The 16,779-nt window shown below is 34.9% G+C and carries 16 protein-coding genes and 2 pseudogenes; 11 read left to right on the top strand and 7 right to left on the bottom strand.

Going from position 1 to position 16,779, the window contains the following annotated elements:
- Window positions 1-117: pseudogene (locus ABF281_RS00060) on the top strand (ferredoxin); the annotation flags it as partial.
- An 84-nt stretch (window positions 118-201) separates the two neighbouring features.
- On the opposite strand, the gene ABF281_RS00065 reads toward ABF281_RS00060, so the two are convergent.
- The 3 genes from ABF281_RS00065 to ABF281_RS00075 are packed head-to-tail and all read right to left on the bottom strand — an operon-like array spanning window position 202 to window position 2,274.
- Window positions 202-738: an RsmD family RNA methyltransferase gene (locus ABF281_RS00065; protein ID WP_347179659.1), complete on the bottom strand. Its 537-nt coding sequence runs from the start codon at window positions 736-738 to the stop codon at window positions 202-204.
- A complete protein-coding gene (locus tag ABF281_RS00070; RefSeq protein WP_347179660.1) occupies window positions 735-1,550 on the bottom strand; it encodes a DUF3822 family protein in 816 nt (271 codons plus the stop codon). The genes ABF281_RS00065 and ABF281_RS00070 overlap by 4 nt, the downstream gene beginning before the upstream one ends.
- Window positions 1,543-2,274, bottom strand: a complete 732-nt coding sequence (locus ABF281_RS00075) for a hypothetical protein (protein ID WP_347179661.1) — start codon at window positions 2,272-2,274, stop codon at window positions 1,543-1,545. Before ABF281_RS00075 ends, ABF281_RS00070 begins: the two co-directional genes overlap by 8 nt.
- 109 nt (window positions 2,275-2,383) lie before the next feature.
- Here ABF281_RS00075 and ABF281_RS00080 point away from each other — a divergent pair, with 109 nt between their 5' ends.
- From ABF281_RS00080 to ABF281_RS00095, 4 genes are read left to right on the top strand one after another with little or no spacing between them, the layout of a single operon-like run.
- Window positions 2,384-3,820 carry an ATP-binding domain-containing protein gene (locus ABF281_RS00080; RefSeq protein WP_347179662.1) on the top strand — a complete coding sequence of 479 codons (1,437 nt, stop codon included), beginning with the start codon at window positions 2,384-2,386 and terminating at the stop codon, window positions 3,818-3,820.
- A 49-nt stretch (window positions 3,821-3,869) separates the two neighbouring features.
- A complete protein-coding gene (gene pxpA, locus ABF281_RS00085) occupies window positions 3,870-4,613 on the top strand; it encodes a 5-oxoprolinase subunit PxpA (protein ID WP_347179663.1) in 744 nt (247 codons plus the stop codon).
- Entirely contained in the window at window positions 4,603-5,277 is a 675-nt protein-coding gene (pxpB, locus tag ABF281_RS00090; RefSeq protein WP_347179664.1) for a 5-oxoprolinase subunit PxpB, read from the top strand. Before pxpA ends, pxpB begins: the two co-directional genes overlap by 11 nt.
- A complete protein-coding gene (locus ABF281_RS00095) occupies window positions 5,274-6,134 on the top strand; it encodes a biotin-dependent carboxyltransferase family protein (RefSeq protein WP_347179665.1) in 861 nt (286 codons plus the stop codon). The genes pxpB and ABF281_RS00095 overlap by 4 nt, the downstream gene beginning before the upstream one ends.
- 80 nt (window positions 6,135-6,214) lie before the next feature.
- Here the strand turns inward: ABF281_RS00095 and ABF281_RS00100 are convergent, their stop codons facing one another.
- Window positions 6,215-6,436 carry a hypothetical protein gene (locus ABF281_RS00100; RefSeq protein ID WP_347179666.1) on the bottom strand — a complete coding sequence of 74 codons (222 nt, stop codon included), beginning with the start codon at window positions 6,434-6,436 and terminating at the stop codon, window positions 6,215-6,217.
- A gap of 97 nt (window positions 6,437-6,533) precedes the next feature.
- Between ABF281_RS00100 and ABF281_RS00105 the strand changes: the two genes are divergently transcribed.
- A complete protein-coding gene (locus tag ABF281_RS00105) occupies window positions 6,534-7,544 on the top strand; it encodes a WYL domain-containing protein (protein WP_347179667.1) in 1,011 nt (336 codons plus the stop codon).
- A 67-nt stretch (window positions 7,545-7,611) separates the two neighbouring features.
- Here the strand turns inward: ABF281_RS00105 and ABF281_RS00110 are convergent, their stop codons facing one another.
- Window positions 7,612-8,493 (bottom strand): Brp/Blh family beta-carotene 15,15'-dioxygenase, encoded by an 882-nt coding sequence (locus tag ABF281_RS00110; protein ID WP_347179668.1) that lies wholly within the window; start codon window positions 8,491-8,493, stop codon window positions 7,612-7,614.
- Between the two features lie 82 nt (window positions 8,494-8,575).
- On the opposite strand from ABF281_RS00110, the gene ABF281_RS00115 reads away from it, so the two are divergent.
- The 3 genes from ABF281_RS00115 to ABF281_RS00125 all read left to right on the top strand — a co-directional run bounded on the left by ABF281_RS00115 (window position 8,576) and on the right by ABF281_RS00125 (window position 12,239).
- On the top strand, window positions 8,576-9,322 hold the full coding sequence (locus tag ABF281_RS00115) for a bacteriorhodopsin-like (RefSeq protein ID WP_347179669.1): 747 nt from the start codon (window positions 8,576-8,578) through the stop codon (window positions 9,320-9,322).
- Between the two features lie 120 nt (window positions 9,323-9,442).
- Window positions 9,443-11,806 carry a TonB-dependent receptor gene (locus tag ABF281_RS00120; protein ID WP_347179670.1) on the top strand — a complete coding sequence of 788 codons (2,364 nt, stop codon included), beginning with the start codon at window positions 9,443-9,445 and terminating at the stop codon, window positions 11,804-11,806.
- 19 nt (window positions 11,807-11,825) lie between these two features.
- Window positions 11,826-12,239, top strand: a complete 414-nt coding sequence (locus ABF281_RS00125; protein ID WP_347179671.1) for a DoxX family protein — start codon at window positions 11,826-11,828, stop codon at window positions 12,237-12,239.
- Window positions 12,240-12,281: 42 nt separating this feature from the next.
- On the opposite strand, the gene ABF281_RS00130 is transcribed toward ABF281_RS00125, so the two are convergent.
- Window positions 12,282-13,517 carry a DEAD/DEAH box helicase gene (locus ABF281_RS00130; protein WP_347179672.1) on the bottom strand — a complete coding sequence of 412 codons (1,236 nt, stop codon included), beginning with the start codon at window positions 13,515-13,517 and terminating at the stop codon, window positions 12,282-12,284.
- A 141-nt stretch (window positions 13,518-13,658) separates the two neighbouring features.
- Entirely contained in the window at window positions 13,659-15,050 is a 1,392-nt protein-coding gene (gene mnmE / locus ABF281_RS00135; RefSeq protein ID WP_347179673.1) for a tRNA uridine-5-carboxymethylaminomethyl(34) synthesis GTPase MnmE, read from the bottom strand.
- A 257-nt stretch (window positions 15,051-15,307) separates the two neighbouring features.
- On the opposite strand from mnmE, the gene ABF281_RS00140 reads away from it, so the two are divergent.
- Both ABF281_RS00140 and ABF281_RS00145 read left to right on the top strand, forming a co-directional pair.
- Window positions 15,308-16,168, top strand: a complete 861-nt coding sequence (locus ABF281_RS00140) for a hydroxymethylglutaryl-CoA lyase (protein ID WP_347179674.1) — start codon at window positions 15,308-15,310, stop codon at window positions 16,166-16,168.
- A 130-nt stretch (window positions 16,169-16,298) separates the two neighbouring features.
- Window positions 16,299-16,779 (top strand): annotated as a pseudogene (locus ABF281_RS00145) (hypothetical protein); the annotation flags it as partial.

Here is a 16,779-nt window from a genome sequence, read left to right on the forward strand (position 1 = left end):
CATGATGAACCTCAGTGTGCTGCCGTATGTCCTGTTGATTGTTGTGTTCCTGATGAAGATGTTGTTGAAACTGAAGAAGAGCTCTTGTCTAAACAAGCTTTCTTGCATAAAGATTAAGTCTTTTTAAAAAACGGAAAAACGCAAAGCACCCATCATGAATTCACATGATGGGTGCTTTTTTATAAACTATTCGGCAATTGCTTAACGTTCGAAAAAGCTAAACATACAACCCCCGTATCTTTTGGCTTGAGTGAAATTAGGCAAGTGACTCAAATCTGTTTGTTGAGCATGTTCAATAATCAAAGTCCCTTGCTCTTCGAGTAGACTGTTTTTCCAAACCAATTCGGGTATTTTAGAAAACTGTTCTTCGTTAAAATCATAGGGAGGATCTGCAAAAATCACATCGTATTTACCGTTGTGTTTTTCTAAAAAAGAAAAAACATCTGCTTTAATGGTGTTGATATCAAACTCTAATTCTTTGTTTATTTTGTTGATGTAGTGGATACATCCACTGTGCTGGTCAACAGCTGTGATGTTTTGATTTCCTCTAGAACTAAATTCAAAACTGATATTTCCTGTACCAGAAAAAAGGTCAAGGACCACAATTTCTTGTAGGTGATACCAGTTGTTGAGAATGTTAAATAAACTCTCTTTTGCCATATCCGTGGTGGGTCGAACCGGAAGGTTTTTTGGGGCAGTTAGCCTTCTAGATTTATATTTCCCCGAAATAATTCTCATGTGTGTAATTGTAATAAATTAAAATGTGCTTGAGGCAAACAGGAAATATCTGGACCCAAAGAAGGATTTAAAGTAGCAAATATGCTTACATTTCTTACATAATGATAAAGAAGCTGGTAGGTTTCATCTGTTTCTTTGATGTTACCGTAAAGGGTCAAGATAAAAAGATTGGGATCCATATCCAGTTGCTCTGCAACAAACAACACATAATAAACAAAATCTTGTTCTGTTTGATAGTCAAAACAATTGCTAAGTATCAATTGGTTGTTTTCGATGACGAGTAGCTGAAAATTATTTTTGTACACATTGACAAACATCCTTTTGAAAGTGATGTCATTTGTTTTTAAAATATTATTTAAAAATACTGTAGACGAATGTAAAAATGTAAAAGTACCAAACGAGTCAAAAATGTAGTTGTTGATGTTTACAAAGGGAATGTAGACATTGTTTGCCTTTATAAGAGGTAACTCGTCATAACTGATAAAGTCATTGTCAAGTACCTTCACTGTGTTTTGTAAGTAATTGCTCAATAAACTTTGATCGAAATACGACTGTGGTACAAAAGTACTCAGTTCATTGTGATGAATAAACACAACCTCGTCATAAGTATTGTGCAGAAGAATATTGTTTTTGAAAGTGTTTTTTACTTCTTCAAGCATACGATTAGGACTACTAATATTTGAAGTAAAAGGGAGTTCAGTAATGCTTTCGTATTTTTTTGTATTGGTATTATACACGCAAAAAGAAAATCCATCCGAACTTAATTGGATGGATAACTTTTGTGATTTATGGTTAAGTTTTTCCTTACTCATTTTTTATCATTGCATCATATAATGGTGGCCAGTTTCCAGCAGTTGTTACCTCGTTTAGCGAACCAATCGAAACAAACCCTCCTGGGATGTCATCACCACCTAAAGCTAATTTTTCTTGTTTGACAAGTGATAAACTCAAATCTTCTAGGATATCCGCTTTGTCTATTTGTACTTGAAATACTGAGGCTAGTACATCATTAGATCTTAGAATTACAGCAGATTGAATATTGAATAGTTTGTCACTATTTGGAATTTTCAACATGTCATGGTAATTTCTACCTTTAAATATTTTTTCTTTAACAGACTCATAACCAATGGTGTCTGTTACTTTTTTCTCTATGTCGACCATCAAAGGAGACCAACTTGTTCCTCTGTTTTCTTTTACGATCTCTGTATGGGTGTCCGTAATTGGAAATTTAGCAGTGTCTATAAATTTAATCAAAGCCTCACCATTGCTAGTGAATCTTCCTAAAATAGTATTGTGAGCATCTTCAGCATCAGCAATCAATTTAAGTTGTTTGATGACTTGAGCGTAACGTTCTTTTTTAATTTTATTAAACTCTATTGGCTCTCTTATTCCACTGTATATCAAATAAGTCAAAAGTCCTGCAATGGCAATTAATACAATGGACACGACAGGGGTTAGGTGAATGGGTAAATATTTGATGATCAGAAATGCCAATCCAACAGTTACTACTATTCCTAAAAGGATAAATAAAATCATTTTTTTTGTATATTTATTTGATAATGTATGCAGCCAAATTTACAATTTTTTTTTATTCATAAAAACTTTTACACGTATTTCAATCCTTATATTTGTATAAATTTTTTGTATGATAAAATCTTCCGCGGTTTTTTATAAAACCTTGTTAAAGAAGTTTCCTTTTGAACCAACAGATATTCAGAATGATTTGTTGAGACAACTTGCTGATTTCTCGTTTGATACTGATGATGAAGCTATCTTTATCCTGAAAGGATATGCGGGTACGGGTAAAACCACAACCATAAGTACTTATGTTAACCATTTGTGGGAAATTGGAAAAAAGTCGGTGTTATTGGCGCCAACAGGTAGAGCTGCTAAAGTCATTTCTAATTACTCAAAGAAAAAAGCACATACCATTCACAAAAAAATATATCATCCCAAGAAGCAACCCAACGGAAATGTAGCCTTTGTCAAACAGCCCAACAAACACACCAATACTTTTTTTATTGTAGATGAATCTTCAATGATTGCTGATAGTTCTGGAGAGGTGAATTTATTTGAAAAGAACTCCTTGCTTGATGATTTGATGGATTATGTTTACAATGGATTGAATTGTAAATTGATATTTATTGGAGACATCGCACAATTACCTCCTGTAAGATCCGACATAAGTCCAGCCTTATCCGTTGACACATTGTCAGTAAACTATGGAAAAAATCCTTATCTATTAGAACTTGATCAAGTGATGAGACAGCACGAAGGATCGGGGATTTTATCCAATGCAACTGAATTAAGAGCACAATTAGAAAGTGCTGGGGTTTATGATTTTCAATTTAATTTAAATTTTCCTGACATTGTTCGTTTGCAAGACGGATACGATGTTGAAGAAGCAATTGTAGGGGCTTACGACAGTGCAGGAGTAGAAGATACAGCCTTTATCGTACGGTCAAACAAGAGAGCCAATCAATACAATCAACAAATAAGAACTAAAATTCGAGGTCAAGAAAGTGAAATCTCTGCTGGTGACTATGTCATGGTTGTAAAAAACAATTATTTTTGGTTGAAAGATACCTCAGAGGCAGATTTTATAGCCAATGGTGATATTTGTGAGGTACAAGAAATATTCAATATCAAAGAATTATATGGTTTCCGCTTTGCTGAAGTAAAATTAAGATTGGTCGATTATGAAAACTTGAAACCCATTGAAACTGTTGTTTTGCTAGACACCTTAACCTCAGAATCTCCCTCTTTGACCTATGAAGAATCTAATCGTTTGTACCACCAAGTATTACAAGATTATGCAGATGAAAAATCAAAGTACAAACAAATGTTGTCGGTTAAAAACAACCATTACTTCAATGCGCTACAAATAAAATTTGCCTACGCGATGACTTGTCACAAGTCCCAAGGTGGACAATGGGACACAGTTTTTATAGAACAACCGTATTTGCCTGAAGGGTTTAATAAAGACAGTTTGCGCTGGTTGTATACTGCCATCACTAGAGCAAAAGAAAAAGTATATTTGATAGGATTTCAAAAGGATTATTTTCAAGATTCTGAACTTTAAAAATTTTGGAAGTGTATCATTTGTTTTACAAATTTAAATGCTCAAAAGAATGATGAAAATAGATATCAATGCAGATTTAGGAGAAGGCTTTATGTTTGATGAAGATTTGATGTCTTTGATTTCTTCTTGCAATATTGCTTGTGGAGGTCATGCGGGTACAGAAAATTCTATGCGAGCAACCATCCGTTTGGCAAAAGCAAATGGAGTAACCATTGGTGCTCATCCCTCATATCCCAATCCAGAAGTTTTTGGAAGAGAAGAAATGAATATTTCTGATGCGTTACTTAAAAAGACCCTCAGAGACCAAATAATGACTCTTATTCGTATTGCAAAAGAAGAGGGAACAGTCGTTCGCTATGTTAAACCTCATGGCGCATTGTATAATAAAGCTGCTGTTGATCAAGAAATGGCTGCCCTATTGGTAGAGGTTGTACAACAAATAGAACCTAGTGTGGGCTTGATGGGCTTGGCTGGATCTGTGTTAGAAGAAGAAGCCAAAAAAGGATATTTAATGTTTATAAAAGAAGGTTTTGCAGACCGAAAATATACCTCTGATAGGACTTTGGTCTCTAGAAATCTATCTTCGGCAGTAATACATTCAAACGCAGCAGTATGGGCACAAGTAGAACAAATGGTGCGTGATCAAAAAGTCATGAGTAACACACAAACTGAGGTTGAAATTAAAGTAGATAGTATTTGTTTTCACGGAGATACTCCAGAAGCTTTAGCACTTCTTACAGCGGTAAGTCAACAGTTGAAAACCCATAAAATAAAAGTAACAAATGCCATTTAGCGTTGTAAATTATGGAGAGGCAGCTTTGTTGATCAATTTTAAAGCTGAAATTTCAGTTCAAATGCATCAGCAGGTTAGGGCATTTTATCACCAACTGAAGCAAATGAATTTGTTGGGCGTACAGTCTATACTTCCAGCTTATCATTCCATTACCATTGTTTTTGATCCTTTTATAACCAAACAAGAGACGTTAAAACTTTTGATAAAAGACGTTAAAATAGATGAGAAGCAACCTGCACCACATCGTAAAAACATTATTGAAATCCCCGTTTGTTATCAAGAGCCCTTTGCTTTGGATATGAGTCTTGTTTGTCAACATTCAGGATTGACAAGGCAAGAAATTATAGACCTGCATAGCGAAACCCCATATTTGGTTTACATGCTTGGCTTTGCACCTGGATTTATGTATTTAGGAGGTTTAGATGAACGTTTACAAATCCCCAGAAAGTTAACCCCAAGGTTACAGATCCCAGCAGGAGCTGTTGGACTTGCAGACAAACAAACAGGTGTATATCCTCTTGTGACTCCAGGCGGATGGCAAATCATTGGACAAACCCCACTTACGTTGTTTTCTGATACCCAACCTGCTTTGGTAGCTATGGGAGATTATGTAAAGTTTACACCTATTTCGGTTTCAGAATTTGAAAATATGCGCACACGATGAGTATAGAAATATTAACGTCTGGGTTTAATACAACCTTACAAGATAGAGGTCGATTTGGTTCACAAGACCAAGGCGTACCAACCAGTGGTTTTATGGATGTAGGGGCTGCACATATGGCAAATATTTTAGTCACCAATGAAAGAAATACTTGTTTGTTGGAAATGTCCCTGGTAGGATTAAAGTTCAAGGCATTACATGCCATTACCATCGCGATAACTGGAGCGAACATGAGTCCTATGCTGGCGGATAAACCCATCAGTATGTACAAAGCAATAGAAATTCCCGAAGGCGGTATTGTTTCGTTCAAAGGAGCCAGTTGTGGAGTGTATTGTTATGTGGCCGTTTTCGGTGGCATAAATGTTCCCAAGGTGCTAAATAGCCAATCTACTTATGAACCAGCGGCTATTGGGGGAATGCTAGGGAGGGCGCTCAAAAAAGGAGATTTGCTGCCTGTCTCCAATCAAACATTAAAACAAATACATTCAAAAGTAAGAGTTCCTCCTATGCTTACGAAAGTCAATTTAGAGTGCTCAAAAGGCCCTGAATGGGATTTGGTTTCAGATAAAAGTAAGGCCGTATTTTTTGAGACTACTTTTATGATTAGTAACCAAAGTAACCGAATAGGGATAAGATTAGAAGGAACACCTATCCAATTGTCTGAGAAAGATGAGATTATTTCTTCTGGAATTGTAAGAGGTACCGTGCAGATAACCAAGTCAGGTCAGCCCATTGTGATGATGGCTGACGCACCCACCACAGGGGGGTATATTCGTTTGGTAAATCTAACCCTAAAAGCCTGTGACCTTTTGGCTCAGGTTCCTATTGGAGGTGAAGCAAAGTTTTTGTTGTTGTCGTAATTCATTTGTTTTGTAAGACCGTTAACATAAAAAATAAATCTTATGCAGCCTCCCTTATGATTATGAATGTTTTTTTAGGGTTAATTTGAGGGCATTGCATAATGATAACTTTTTCTATTTTTTTGAAGTATAAAGTTTTGTTCAAATTGAATTTCTTTCTTTTCAAGTTCTTCGTTTTCGTCAATCCATAGTCTCATCAAGTGGTCAAATTCATACTCAGGCAAATCTTTACTTTTGATAATGCTGTTAAAGATATCATTCAATCTTTTTCTTTGTTCATGTAGGCTCAGTTGCTTGTTCATTGTGTTTGTTTTAAATTTTAAACAAATATCAAATTTATATGTGTTGTGTTCCTGCACAATTGATTATTTTTGATATTCAATTTAAATCATATCCCAAATGGCAACCAATAAAAATGCAATTATACGCTATCAAGCCCTAGATAAATGTTTTAGAAATACAGGAAAGCGCTATGCGATGATTGATTTGATTGAAGTTTGTAATCAAGCTTTGTATGATTTTAACGGAGAAACAGATGGGATCAAGAGAAGACAGATCTATGATGATATCAATTTCATGAAAAGTGAGCAAGGGTATGCGGTAGACCTAGAAATAACGAAAGAAGGTAGAACGGCTTTCTACAGGTATTCAGATCCAAATTTTTCTATAAACAATCAGCCTATGAATGAAACTGAAGCCAAGCAACTGAAAGAAGCTTTGCTTACTTTGAATAGAATCAAAGGGATGCCACAGTTTGGTTGGGTTGAAGAATTGACTTTAAAACTAGAAAAAGATTTTGATTTTCATGAAACACCAAGAGAGATTTTGGGGTTTGAAAACAATCCTTTTCTAAAAGGTTTAGAGCATTTAAATACTTTGTTTAATGCCATTCAATATGAGAAAGTATTGACTATTGGATATCAAACCTTTAGAAAAGATCACGTAGAAGAAATTTACATGCACCCACAGTATTTAAAACAATACAACAACAGGTGGTTTGTTTTAGGGACTCATTCTAAGTACAAACCAGTCACAACACTCGCGATTGATAGGATTGAGTTTGTGAAGGAAAACAATGATAAATACAAAGTTTCAGATATTGATTTTACGGAACGTTATGAAGATATTATTGGGATTACTAGAGGGAATTTGGAAGACAAATTAACCAAGATTACTTTGAAAGCCAATTCTCGTTTGGCATCATACATCATTACTTCTCCGCTTCACGGTAGTCAGAAGAATGGTGAGTTCAATGAGGACGGATTAACTTTTACGTTAGACTTGATTCCAAATTATGAACTAGAGCAACAAATCTTATCTTATGGTGAAGCGCTAAAGGTAATGGCTCCACCCGAATTTGTAGATAAAATCAAAAGCAGGGTCAAGGCTAGCCTAACTAATTATAATTAACATTTTGTAGGTCTTGGGAAAACGATGGTTGACCTAACAAGATTTGGATTTATTGTGTATAACTGTTTTACTTTAATTTTTTATTTAAGACATACATAATGATGACATGGGGTATGGTGATGGCAGCTAAAAATGCGAAGAATAGGGTGTTGAAAGCAATTTCCAAATAGGTAGAATAGTAATACAGTACCACTAGTCCAACAATAGAGATGAACCAGTACAAAAAAGAAGATTTCAAATAATGTATCACATGTTGTTTTGTTAAAGTTCTGTGCAGTACTTTAATCTGATCTATAATTGAAGGGATAGAGTGCCAGATGATAAAATAAATAGCAAATGACCATAGTAAAGTTGAAATGCTAAATAAAAAGCTGAAGAGTACAATAATGAACAATTCATAGAAAATATTAAACTTAAAGTTGGTGTTTTTGAGGTTAATTAGGTAAGAGAGTAGCGTAGAAAACAAAGAAGCCACTAAAAAGTACAAAAAGTAGTATTCAGGTATGCTGATGCCCGTCAGTTCTTTAATGATGTTAATGGTGTCAGGTGTGTTGCAATAGAAAATGAGCGCAAAAATTAACGCTCCATAAGTAGAGAAAAAAAGTTTAGACTTAAGGGTGTTGTTCAATAACAATCCACCGAGATGTTGTTCTCCAAAATGATAAAAACTAAACATTAGAAATGTAAATAAAGCTAAGCTGGGAATTGTCATAAACGAATAGGTGACAGCTAAAACAATGGTGACGTATAGGAACAAAAAATTTGAGGAGTTCAACTTGTTTTTGTTTTTGTTTAAGTGAGAAATGATGGAGAGATCATTACTGCCATGAACGATACCAATAGTCACAATTATCAGATAGGCCAACACATCTTCATAAACGAAATTTAGTTGGATCGTTAACCAAAATAAGAATACTGTAATTAGAAGCTTTAGGTTTATTATTTTCATAATTTTTTTAGGCTAAAATAATCATTTTTTTTGTTTTTGTTTTTTTTTATATATATTTGAGGAAACTAAAAAACTATATTTTATGTATTTAACACTTAATAATTTAATTTTAGCCATGAAACCTATAGCAACTGATGACTATGTAGGGTTTACATTTTTCGTAGGTTGTATGGCAATGATGGCAGCATCTGTCTTCTTCTTTTTCTCAATGAATAGCTTTGACAAAAAGTGGAGAACTTCCATTTTGGTTTCGGGGCTTATTACTTTCATTGCAGCAGTACATTATTGGTACATGAGAGATTACTACGCTTCTTTTGGAGAGTCACCTACATTCTTTAGATATGTAGACTGGGTATTAACTGTGCCATTGATGTGTGTAGAGTTTTATTTAATTCTTAAAGCAGCTGGGGCTAAAAAGTCTTTGCTATGGAAAATGATTTTAGCTTCTGTAGTGATGTTAGTAACAGGTTACTTTGGTGAAGCTGTATATACTACAGGTTCAGGACCATCTGTATGGGGTACACTATCTGCATTAGCTTATTTCTACATTGTGTATGAGATTTGGGTTGGTGGTGCAAAAAAATTAGCAGAACAAGCTGGTGGAGCAGTATTAGAAGCTCACAAAATTTTATGCTGGTTTGTGTTAGTAGGATGGGCAATTTATCCTTTAGGATATTTAGCAGGAACCGATGGATGGTACGGTGGTGCCGGAGAAGTATTCGGGATTCAACTTTCTATAGATGTTGCATACAACATTGCTGATGCGATCAACAAGATTGGTTTCGGTTTGGTTATTTATTCTTTAGCAGTTAAAGCTTCTGACAAATAATAAAGCATTTATTTAAACATGAAAAGCCTTTTCTTTAAATAGAAAAGGCTTTTTTGTGTTTTTCGATGATGGTTTTGATCTTATTATTTCTACTTTTATATATATATATAAGCTTACTTTATGACCGTAAAAATTAAATTAAACCTACTACTCATTCTTTTTTTTTATGGCTTTGTTTTTTCTCAAAACAAAGAAAGAACGATACTAGGTCAGTTAAAAGAAATGGATAGTAAGACAACGATTCCTTACGCAACAATAGTTATCCTTGATGGATTCACTAAAAAAGTTGTACAGGGTACAACAACCGATGAAAATGGAATTTTTCGAATCACAACTTCAAAGACAGACTTTCTTATTCAAATCAGTTTTATGGGGTATAAAACACGATTCCTTGAGAATTTTGACACTTCAAACCCTCTGATTGATTTAGGTATAATCCTATTAAAAGAAAACAGAGAAGCGCTAGATTCAGTAGAGTTAAGAGCTAATATTTCCAAAACTCAATTCAAACTAGATAAAAAAGTTTTTAATGTTGGTAAAGATATAGCAAGTACTGGAATGAGTGCTTTGGAGGTATTGAACAACGTTCCTTCAGTAAATGTGAATATTGAAGGAGACATAAGCTTAAGAGGTAGTTCAGGAGTTCAAATTTTATTAGATGGAAAGCCTTCGGTTTTAACAGAGTCTGGAGGTAATGCTCTTGGAACGATTACAGCTGACATGATTAAAAGTATTGAAGTCATCACAAATCCATCTGCTAAATATGATGCTGAGGGAACTGCTGGAATTTTAAACATCATCCTTAAGAAAGAAGAAAAAAAAGGATTGAATGGCTCGGTATCAGTTAATACGGGGATTCCTGATAATCATAGTGTGGGAGTAAGTATGAATAAAAGAACTCAGAAATTTAATTTGTTTACACAGTTTGGAGGGGGATATAAGTCTTATCCCCGTTACAATAAAAGAATCAACACAAATAAAATTAACAACAGTAAACTAGAATCAGAGGGAACGAGTTATCGAAATGAAGTCTTTTATAATTTAATCTTGGGAACAGATTATCACATTGATGACTATAATGTTTTGACGCTATCGGGAAATATAGCATATGAAATTGAAAGTCAACCTTCTGAAACTAACTTTAGTGCATATGCTGATGATCTCCTAGAAAGTGAATGGATTCGAACTGAGGTCACAGAAGCAATCAATCCAAAGTGGCAATATGAATTGAACTATAGCAAAGCGTTTAAAAACGACGAGGAGCATACCCTCATATTTAGTTCATTAGGTAGATTTTTTGGAAAAGAATTGACTTCGGAATTTTCAAATACACCTATATCCGATGCCAATCCAAATCAATTGACAGATACTCAGTATCAACAAGCAGATTATACGTTTAAATTAGATTATAAAAATCCAATTTCTGAGCAAGTAGAATTAGAAATGGGAGGCCAATATGTGATCAACGAGGTAGGCAACGACTACCAAGTAAAGAACTTTGATAGAGAGGATCAAGAGTTTGTTGTAGACCCTACATTGACCAATATATTTGACTACAATCAGAAAGTATTAGGGGTTTACGGAACAGTATCCTATGAAAACAAGAATTGGGGTGTAAAAGTAGGAACTCGTTTAGAAAACACAGATTTAATAATTACCAATAGGGGCTCAGAGGGAAGACAACAATACAATAGTTTGTTTCCTAGCGCTCATACCTCATATAAAATTTTAGAAAATTTTTCTTTGCAGGCTGGGTATTCAAAAAGAATTTATAGACCCCGTTTGTGGGATTTGAATCCTTTCATTAGTATCAGAGATAATTATAATATTCGTGCTGGAAATCCTGACTTGCTTCCAGAGTTTACAGATGCTTATGAATTGACTTCAATTTACAAAATAGGAAAAGCTAATCTAAGCACGAGTCTATATCACAAATACACAACGGACTTACAGGAGTCTATTACTATTTTTGAAGACAACATAACCACAACAACTCCCTTTAATATAGGGACGAGACGAAGTACAGGTTTAGAGGTAAACGGAAAGTATAGTCCTTTGCAATGGATGACGATTAATGGAGATTTGAATTGGAATTATTTTAACAGGAACGGTGCTTATTTAGGAACAAATTATAGCTTCTCCAATAAAAACTGGAGTACTCGTGTCAATACTAAACTTAGTTTTTCTCGAGATGTAGATATGGAAATAACCGGAAATTATAGATCTTCTAATCAAACTCTACAAGGAGAAAGAGCAGGTTACGCCTTTCTAGATCTTGGTCTAAGAAAGAAAATATTAATGGGAAAAGCTGTTGTTAACTTTGCTGTAAGAGATGTATTTGAGACAAGAATTTTTGAAAATATCATAAACAATGTAAACAGATATAACTATAGTTTTGGGCAGAGAGGAAGATTTATATCCTTAGGGTTTAGCTATGGGTTTGGTAAAGGTGAGGCGATGACTTATGCGGGTAAAAGCAGATAATATTTAAATATAAATTAAGATGAAAAAACAACTGATGAGTAATAAATCTTGGGGAATCAATCTTTCTATGTTATTGCTTAGAATCACCCTTGGATTGACTATGATTTATTTACATGGATTGCCCAAGCTCAATACTTTGTTTTCAGGCACTCAAATTAAATTTGCCAACCCTTTTGGTTTGGGAGCAATGGCTTCTCTGAGTTTAGTCGTATTTGCTGAAGTTATTTGTTCTGTTCTTCTGGTTCTGGGCTTGTTGACACGACTCTCTTTACTTCCTCTAATTTTCACGATGGGTGTAGCTGTATTCATCATACATGGAGGAGAAGGATTGAGGTCCCAGGAATCAGCGATTATTTATTTAGTAGGTTACTTGGTTTTATTTCTTCAAGGATCCGGTAAATATTCTCTAGATAGATTGCTCTTAAGAAAGTAACTTTTAACGTCGTTCTAGAGATCAGTCCAAAGGAGTATTCAATCAGTACCAACGTTTCTTTTTGGCTTTAGAACCTACAGATTTCCTCCCTTTCTTATATTTACTTCCTTTTTTCTTGTGGACTTCTGGTTTCGCATTAGGATCTAAAGGATAGGGATGATTTTCCTCAATAGGAATTATTTTTCCAAGTAGTTGTTGAATTTGATTGATGTAAATTTTTTCATCAGCAGCGCAAAAAGATAAAGCTCTACCTTGTTTTCCTGCTCTACCTGTACGACCAATTCGGTGTACATATGACTCCGGGATATTTGGGATGTCAAAATTAATGACAATGTCCAAATCTGGAATATCAATCCCACGAGCGGCCACATCAGTAGCGATTAAAATATTGACATCATTATTTTTGAATTTATTTAAAGCCTTGGTTCTAGCAGTTTGTGTTTTGTCTCCGTGGATGGTATCCACTTTAAAATTGTTTTTTAATAGGGTTTCTTCTAGTTTGTCAACTCCAAACTTGGTACGTCTAAAAATAATCATATTGCCCGCTAGGTTGTTGCGTAACAAGTGCAAACACAATTCAATTTTTTTAGGTTTGGCAACCCTATACAATTCTTGGCTAATCGTTTTGGCTGCTGAAGTCCCTTTAGAGACTGATATTTTTTCAGGTTCAGACAACAATTCATTTGCCAAACGCTCTATTTTGGGCGGCATAGTGGCAGAAAAGAATAACGTTTGTTTTTCCTGGGGACACAAACGAGTGATTTTTTTTATATCATCAATAAAGCCTAAGTCTAACATCATGTCAGCTTCATCTAGCACCAAGATTTGAACAAAATCTAGGTTGATAATGTCTCTTTTGTGCAAATCTAATAACCTACCAGGAGTTGCAATCAATACATCAACCCCTTTGACCAACGACTCAATCTGCTGCTCTATGGATACACCTCCATAGACAGAGGAAGTTTTTAGTTGGGTATATGTGCTGTATTGTTTGAAGTTCTCCTCTATTTGTATGGCTAGTTCTCTCGTAGGACTTATCACCAATGATTTTATTTTTTTACTTTTTTTGCTTCCTTCATTTTGGGAATAGATACGATCCAAAATGGGTAAGGCAAAAGCTGCTGTTTTTCCAGTTCCTGTTTGAGCACAACCCATTACATCCATACCATCTAGCACAATAGGTATTGTCGCTTGTTGGATTGGAGTAGGAGTCGTGTAGTTTTGTTCAGCTACTGCTTTTAATATTTTAGGGTTTAAATCGAAGTCTTTAAATGTCATAGGTAGAAAATACTAGAAGTGCAAAGATAGGTAAAGTATTGATGAATTGTAGGCTGCTGTTTTGCTTTTGATTCCTGCGTGGTTAATCAAAAACTTCACAATAGGTTTGTTGAGACTTGGCGATTTTATTTTTTGCACAGACTACTTCCCAATACAGAAATTAGCAAAGATATTTCCTAATAGGTCATCATTGGTTACCTCACCTGTTATCAGACCAAAATAGTACAACGTTTCACGAATATCTATAGCCATTAAATCACTAGAGACTTGATTTAAGATGGCTTCATCCACTTTGTTGATTTCATTTAAAGCCTTCAGTAGAGCGTCGTAATGACGAGAGTTGGTCACAATGGTATCTTGATTGTTGAGTGCACCAATATTGACTCTTTTGGTCAATTCATTGGTCAAATGTTCAACTCCCTCTTTAGATTTTGCAGAAATGGATATGAGTTCTGGAATTTCATTTGTTAATTGCTGAAGCGTTTCTTTATTTACTTTATCGGCTTTGTTTCCTATTACAATCAATTGTTTTAGAGGAAACTTATTTTTAATAGACTCAAGTTCTGTTTGATACTTGGTATTTTGTAAGCTGTGTTTTGTCAAATCGACCAAATAGATAACTACTTGCGCCTGGCTAATTTTTTCAAATGTTTTTTGTATTCCAATACTTTCTACAACATCTTCTGTTTCTCTAATTCCTGCAGTGTCTATAAATCGATAAGACACTCCATCAATAATCATTTCGTCTTCAATGGTATCACGAGTGGTTCCTGCGATATCTGAAACGATAGCACGCTCCTCATTTAGTAATGAATTTAGCAGGGTAGATTTCCCTACATTGGGTTCTCCTACAATAGCTACAGGTATACCATTTTTGATTACGTTACCCACAGCAAAAGAATCAATCAAGCGTTTTAGGACCATTTGAATTCTAGCGACCAATTTCTTGAATTCAGTTCTGTCAGCAAATTCTACATCTTCCTCCGCAAAATCTAATTCTAATTCGATCAAAGAAGCAAAATTGATAAGTTGATCTCTGAGGAGTTGGATTTCATTAGAAAATCCCCCTCGCATTTGTTGCATGGCAATTTGATGAGAGGCCTCTGAATCTGAAGAGATTAAATCGGCTACAGCCTCTGCTTGCGATAAATCTAATTTACCATTAATGAAGGCTCTAAGTGTAAACTCTCCTGGATCAGCCATTCTTGCACCTTTTTGCAATAGCACTTGGATGATTTCTTGCTGTATGTATAAGGAGCCATGACAAGAAATTTCAATGGTATCCTCTCCGGTGTAGGAGTGAGGGTTTTTAAAAACAGAAATCAACACTTGATCAATAACTCTTTTGTCTGCCATGAAATGACCTAAATGTAAGGTATGAGATTTTTGGTCTAGCAAAGATTTGTGTGCCTTGATAGAGGAAAAACAATCATTGGCAATCGTCAGAGCAGCTGGTCCAGACAAACGAACAACAGCAATTGCGCCTACACCTGAGGCGGTTGCTAGCGCAACAATAGTATCTTTCAAAATCATACGACAAAATTACATGTTTTAAAAAGAATATGATATTGTTTCTTTAACTAATAGGAATTTAATCATTCAACTTTACTTTTTTATCATGAAAACTAGTTTCGTAGGGTTTCATAAACCAAGCCAGTATTATATTGATACCAACTTATATTCAGTTGCTCTCTGTTTTTAAAGACTAATAGCAGTACGGATATAAAAGAATTTAGCGTAAATTTTTTTCTAAGGTGTTTTCTGTATAAGATTGTTCTTATCTTTGAATCATGATTGGTTCTAATGCGGTAAAGTTAATTGAATGTCCACGAGATGCCTTACAAGGTATAAAGGAGTTCATTCCGACAAACCTTAAATCTAATTATATTAATGCCATCTTGCGATGTGGTTTTGATACCGTAGATTTTGGAAGCTTTGTGTCTCCATCTGCCATTCCTCAAATGGCAGACACTGCGGCGGTGCTAAACAAATTAGATCTGTCAACTACTCGAAGCAAACTATTAGCTATAGTAGCCAATACTAGAGGAGCCGTTGACGCTTGTTCATTTGAAGAGATTACCTATTTAGGTTTTCCATTTTCTATTTCAGAAATTTTTCAAGTTAGAAATACAAATAAAACCATAGAGGAGAGTTTTAGAGAATTAGAAAAAATCATAACGATTGCAGCACAAAACAACAAGCAAGTAGTTACTTATTTATCCATGGGATTTGGAAATCCTTACGGAGATCCCTGGAATATTGATATTGTAGGGCAGTGGGTCGAGAAATTATCTGCTATTGGCATTTCGGTTTTATCTTTATCTGACACCGTTGGATCTTCCACACCAGAAATTATAAAAGTTTTGTTTTCAAATTTAATACCAGCTTATCCAACGCTTGAATTTGGCGCGCATTTGCATACCACCCCTGATAGATGGCATGAAAAAATAAGTGCAGCCTATCATGCGGGTTGTATGCGTTTTGATGGTGCTATTAAGGGGTATGGCGGTTGCCCTATGGCAACAGATCAATTGACAGGAAATATGCCCACTGAAAAAATGTTATCCTACTTTACATCAAAAAAAGTGGAAACACACATCAATACTTTACACTTCGAAAGTGCCTATAATGTTGGCTTACAGTTATTTTAATTTCCTTTGTTTTTTTAAAAACCAATCCCTTGATTTTATTTATAATAAATTAAAATAGTGTTGTCTAATTTAGAATTAGTCTTTATATTTGCAACGAAATTACAAGTTACTTATAATAAGACTAAATAACATGAGAAAAATTATTTTGACCCTCGGATTGATCGTTTCAAATTTAAGTTTTGGACAGACTTACACAGGAGTTCAGGATCCTAGCCAACAAGAAAATGCAATCCAAAGAATCCTTAGCGGTAACGTTAAAGGAGGTGTTGTTGTTGGAGGATATGGAGAAGTAACCTATGGAGAACCACTAGGAGAGGAGTTAGGGGAAATCGATGTTCAGCGTATGGTGTTGCTTTTTGGATATCAATTCAATGAAAAAACTCAATTTGTAACAGAAATTGAATTAGAACACGTTAACGAAGTTTTTGTAGAACAAGCATTATTGTCTCATGCGATTAATGATGACTTAAATGTGAGGGCAGGATTGATGTTGGTTCCTATGGGAATTATTAATGAATATCATGAGCCTACCACATTTAATGGTGTTTTTAGACCTGCCGTTGACAAATCAATTGTTCCTACCACATGGAGAGAAGTTGGAGTTGGGGTCA

The organism is Wenyingzhuangia sp., assembly GCF_039768515.1.
Lineage (GTDB): Bacteria > Bacteroidota > Bacteroidia > Flavobacteriales > Flavobacteriaceae > Wenyingzhuangia.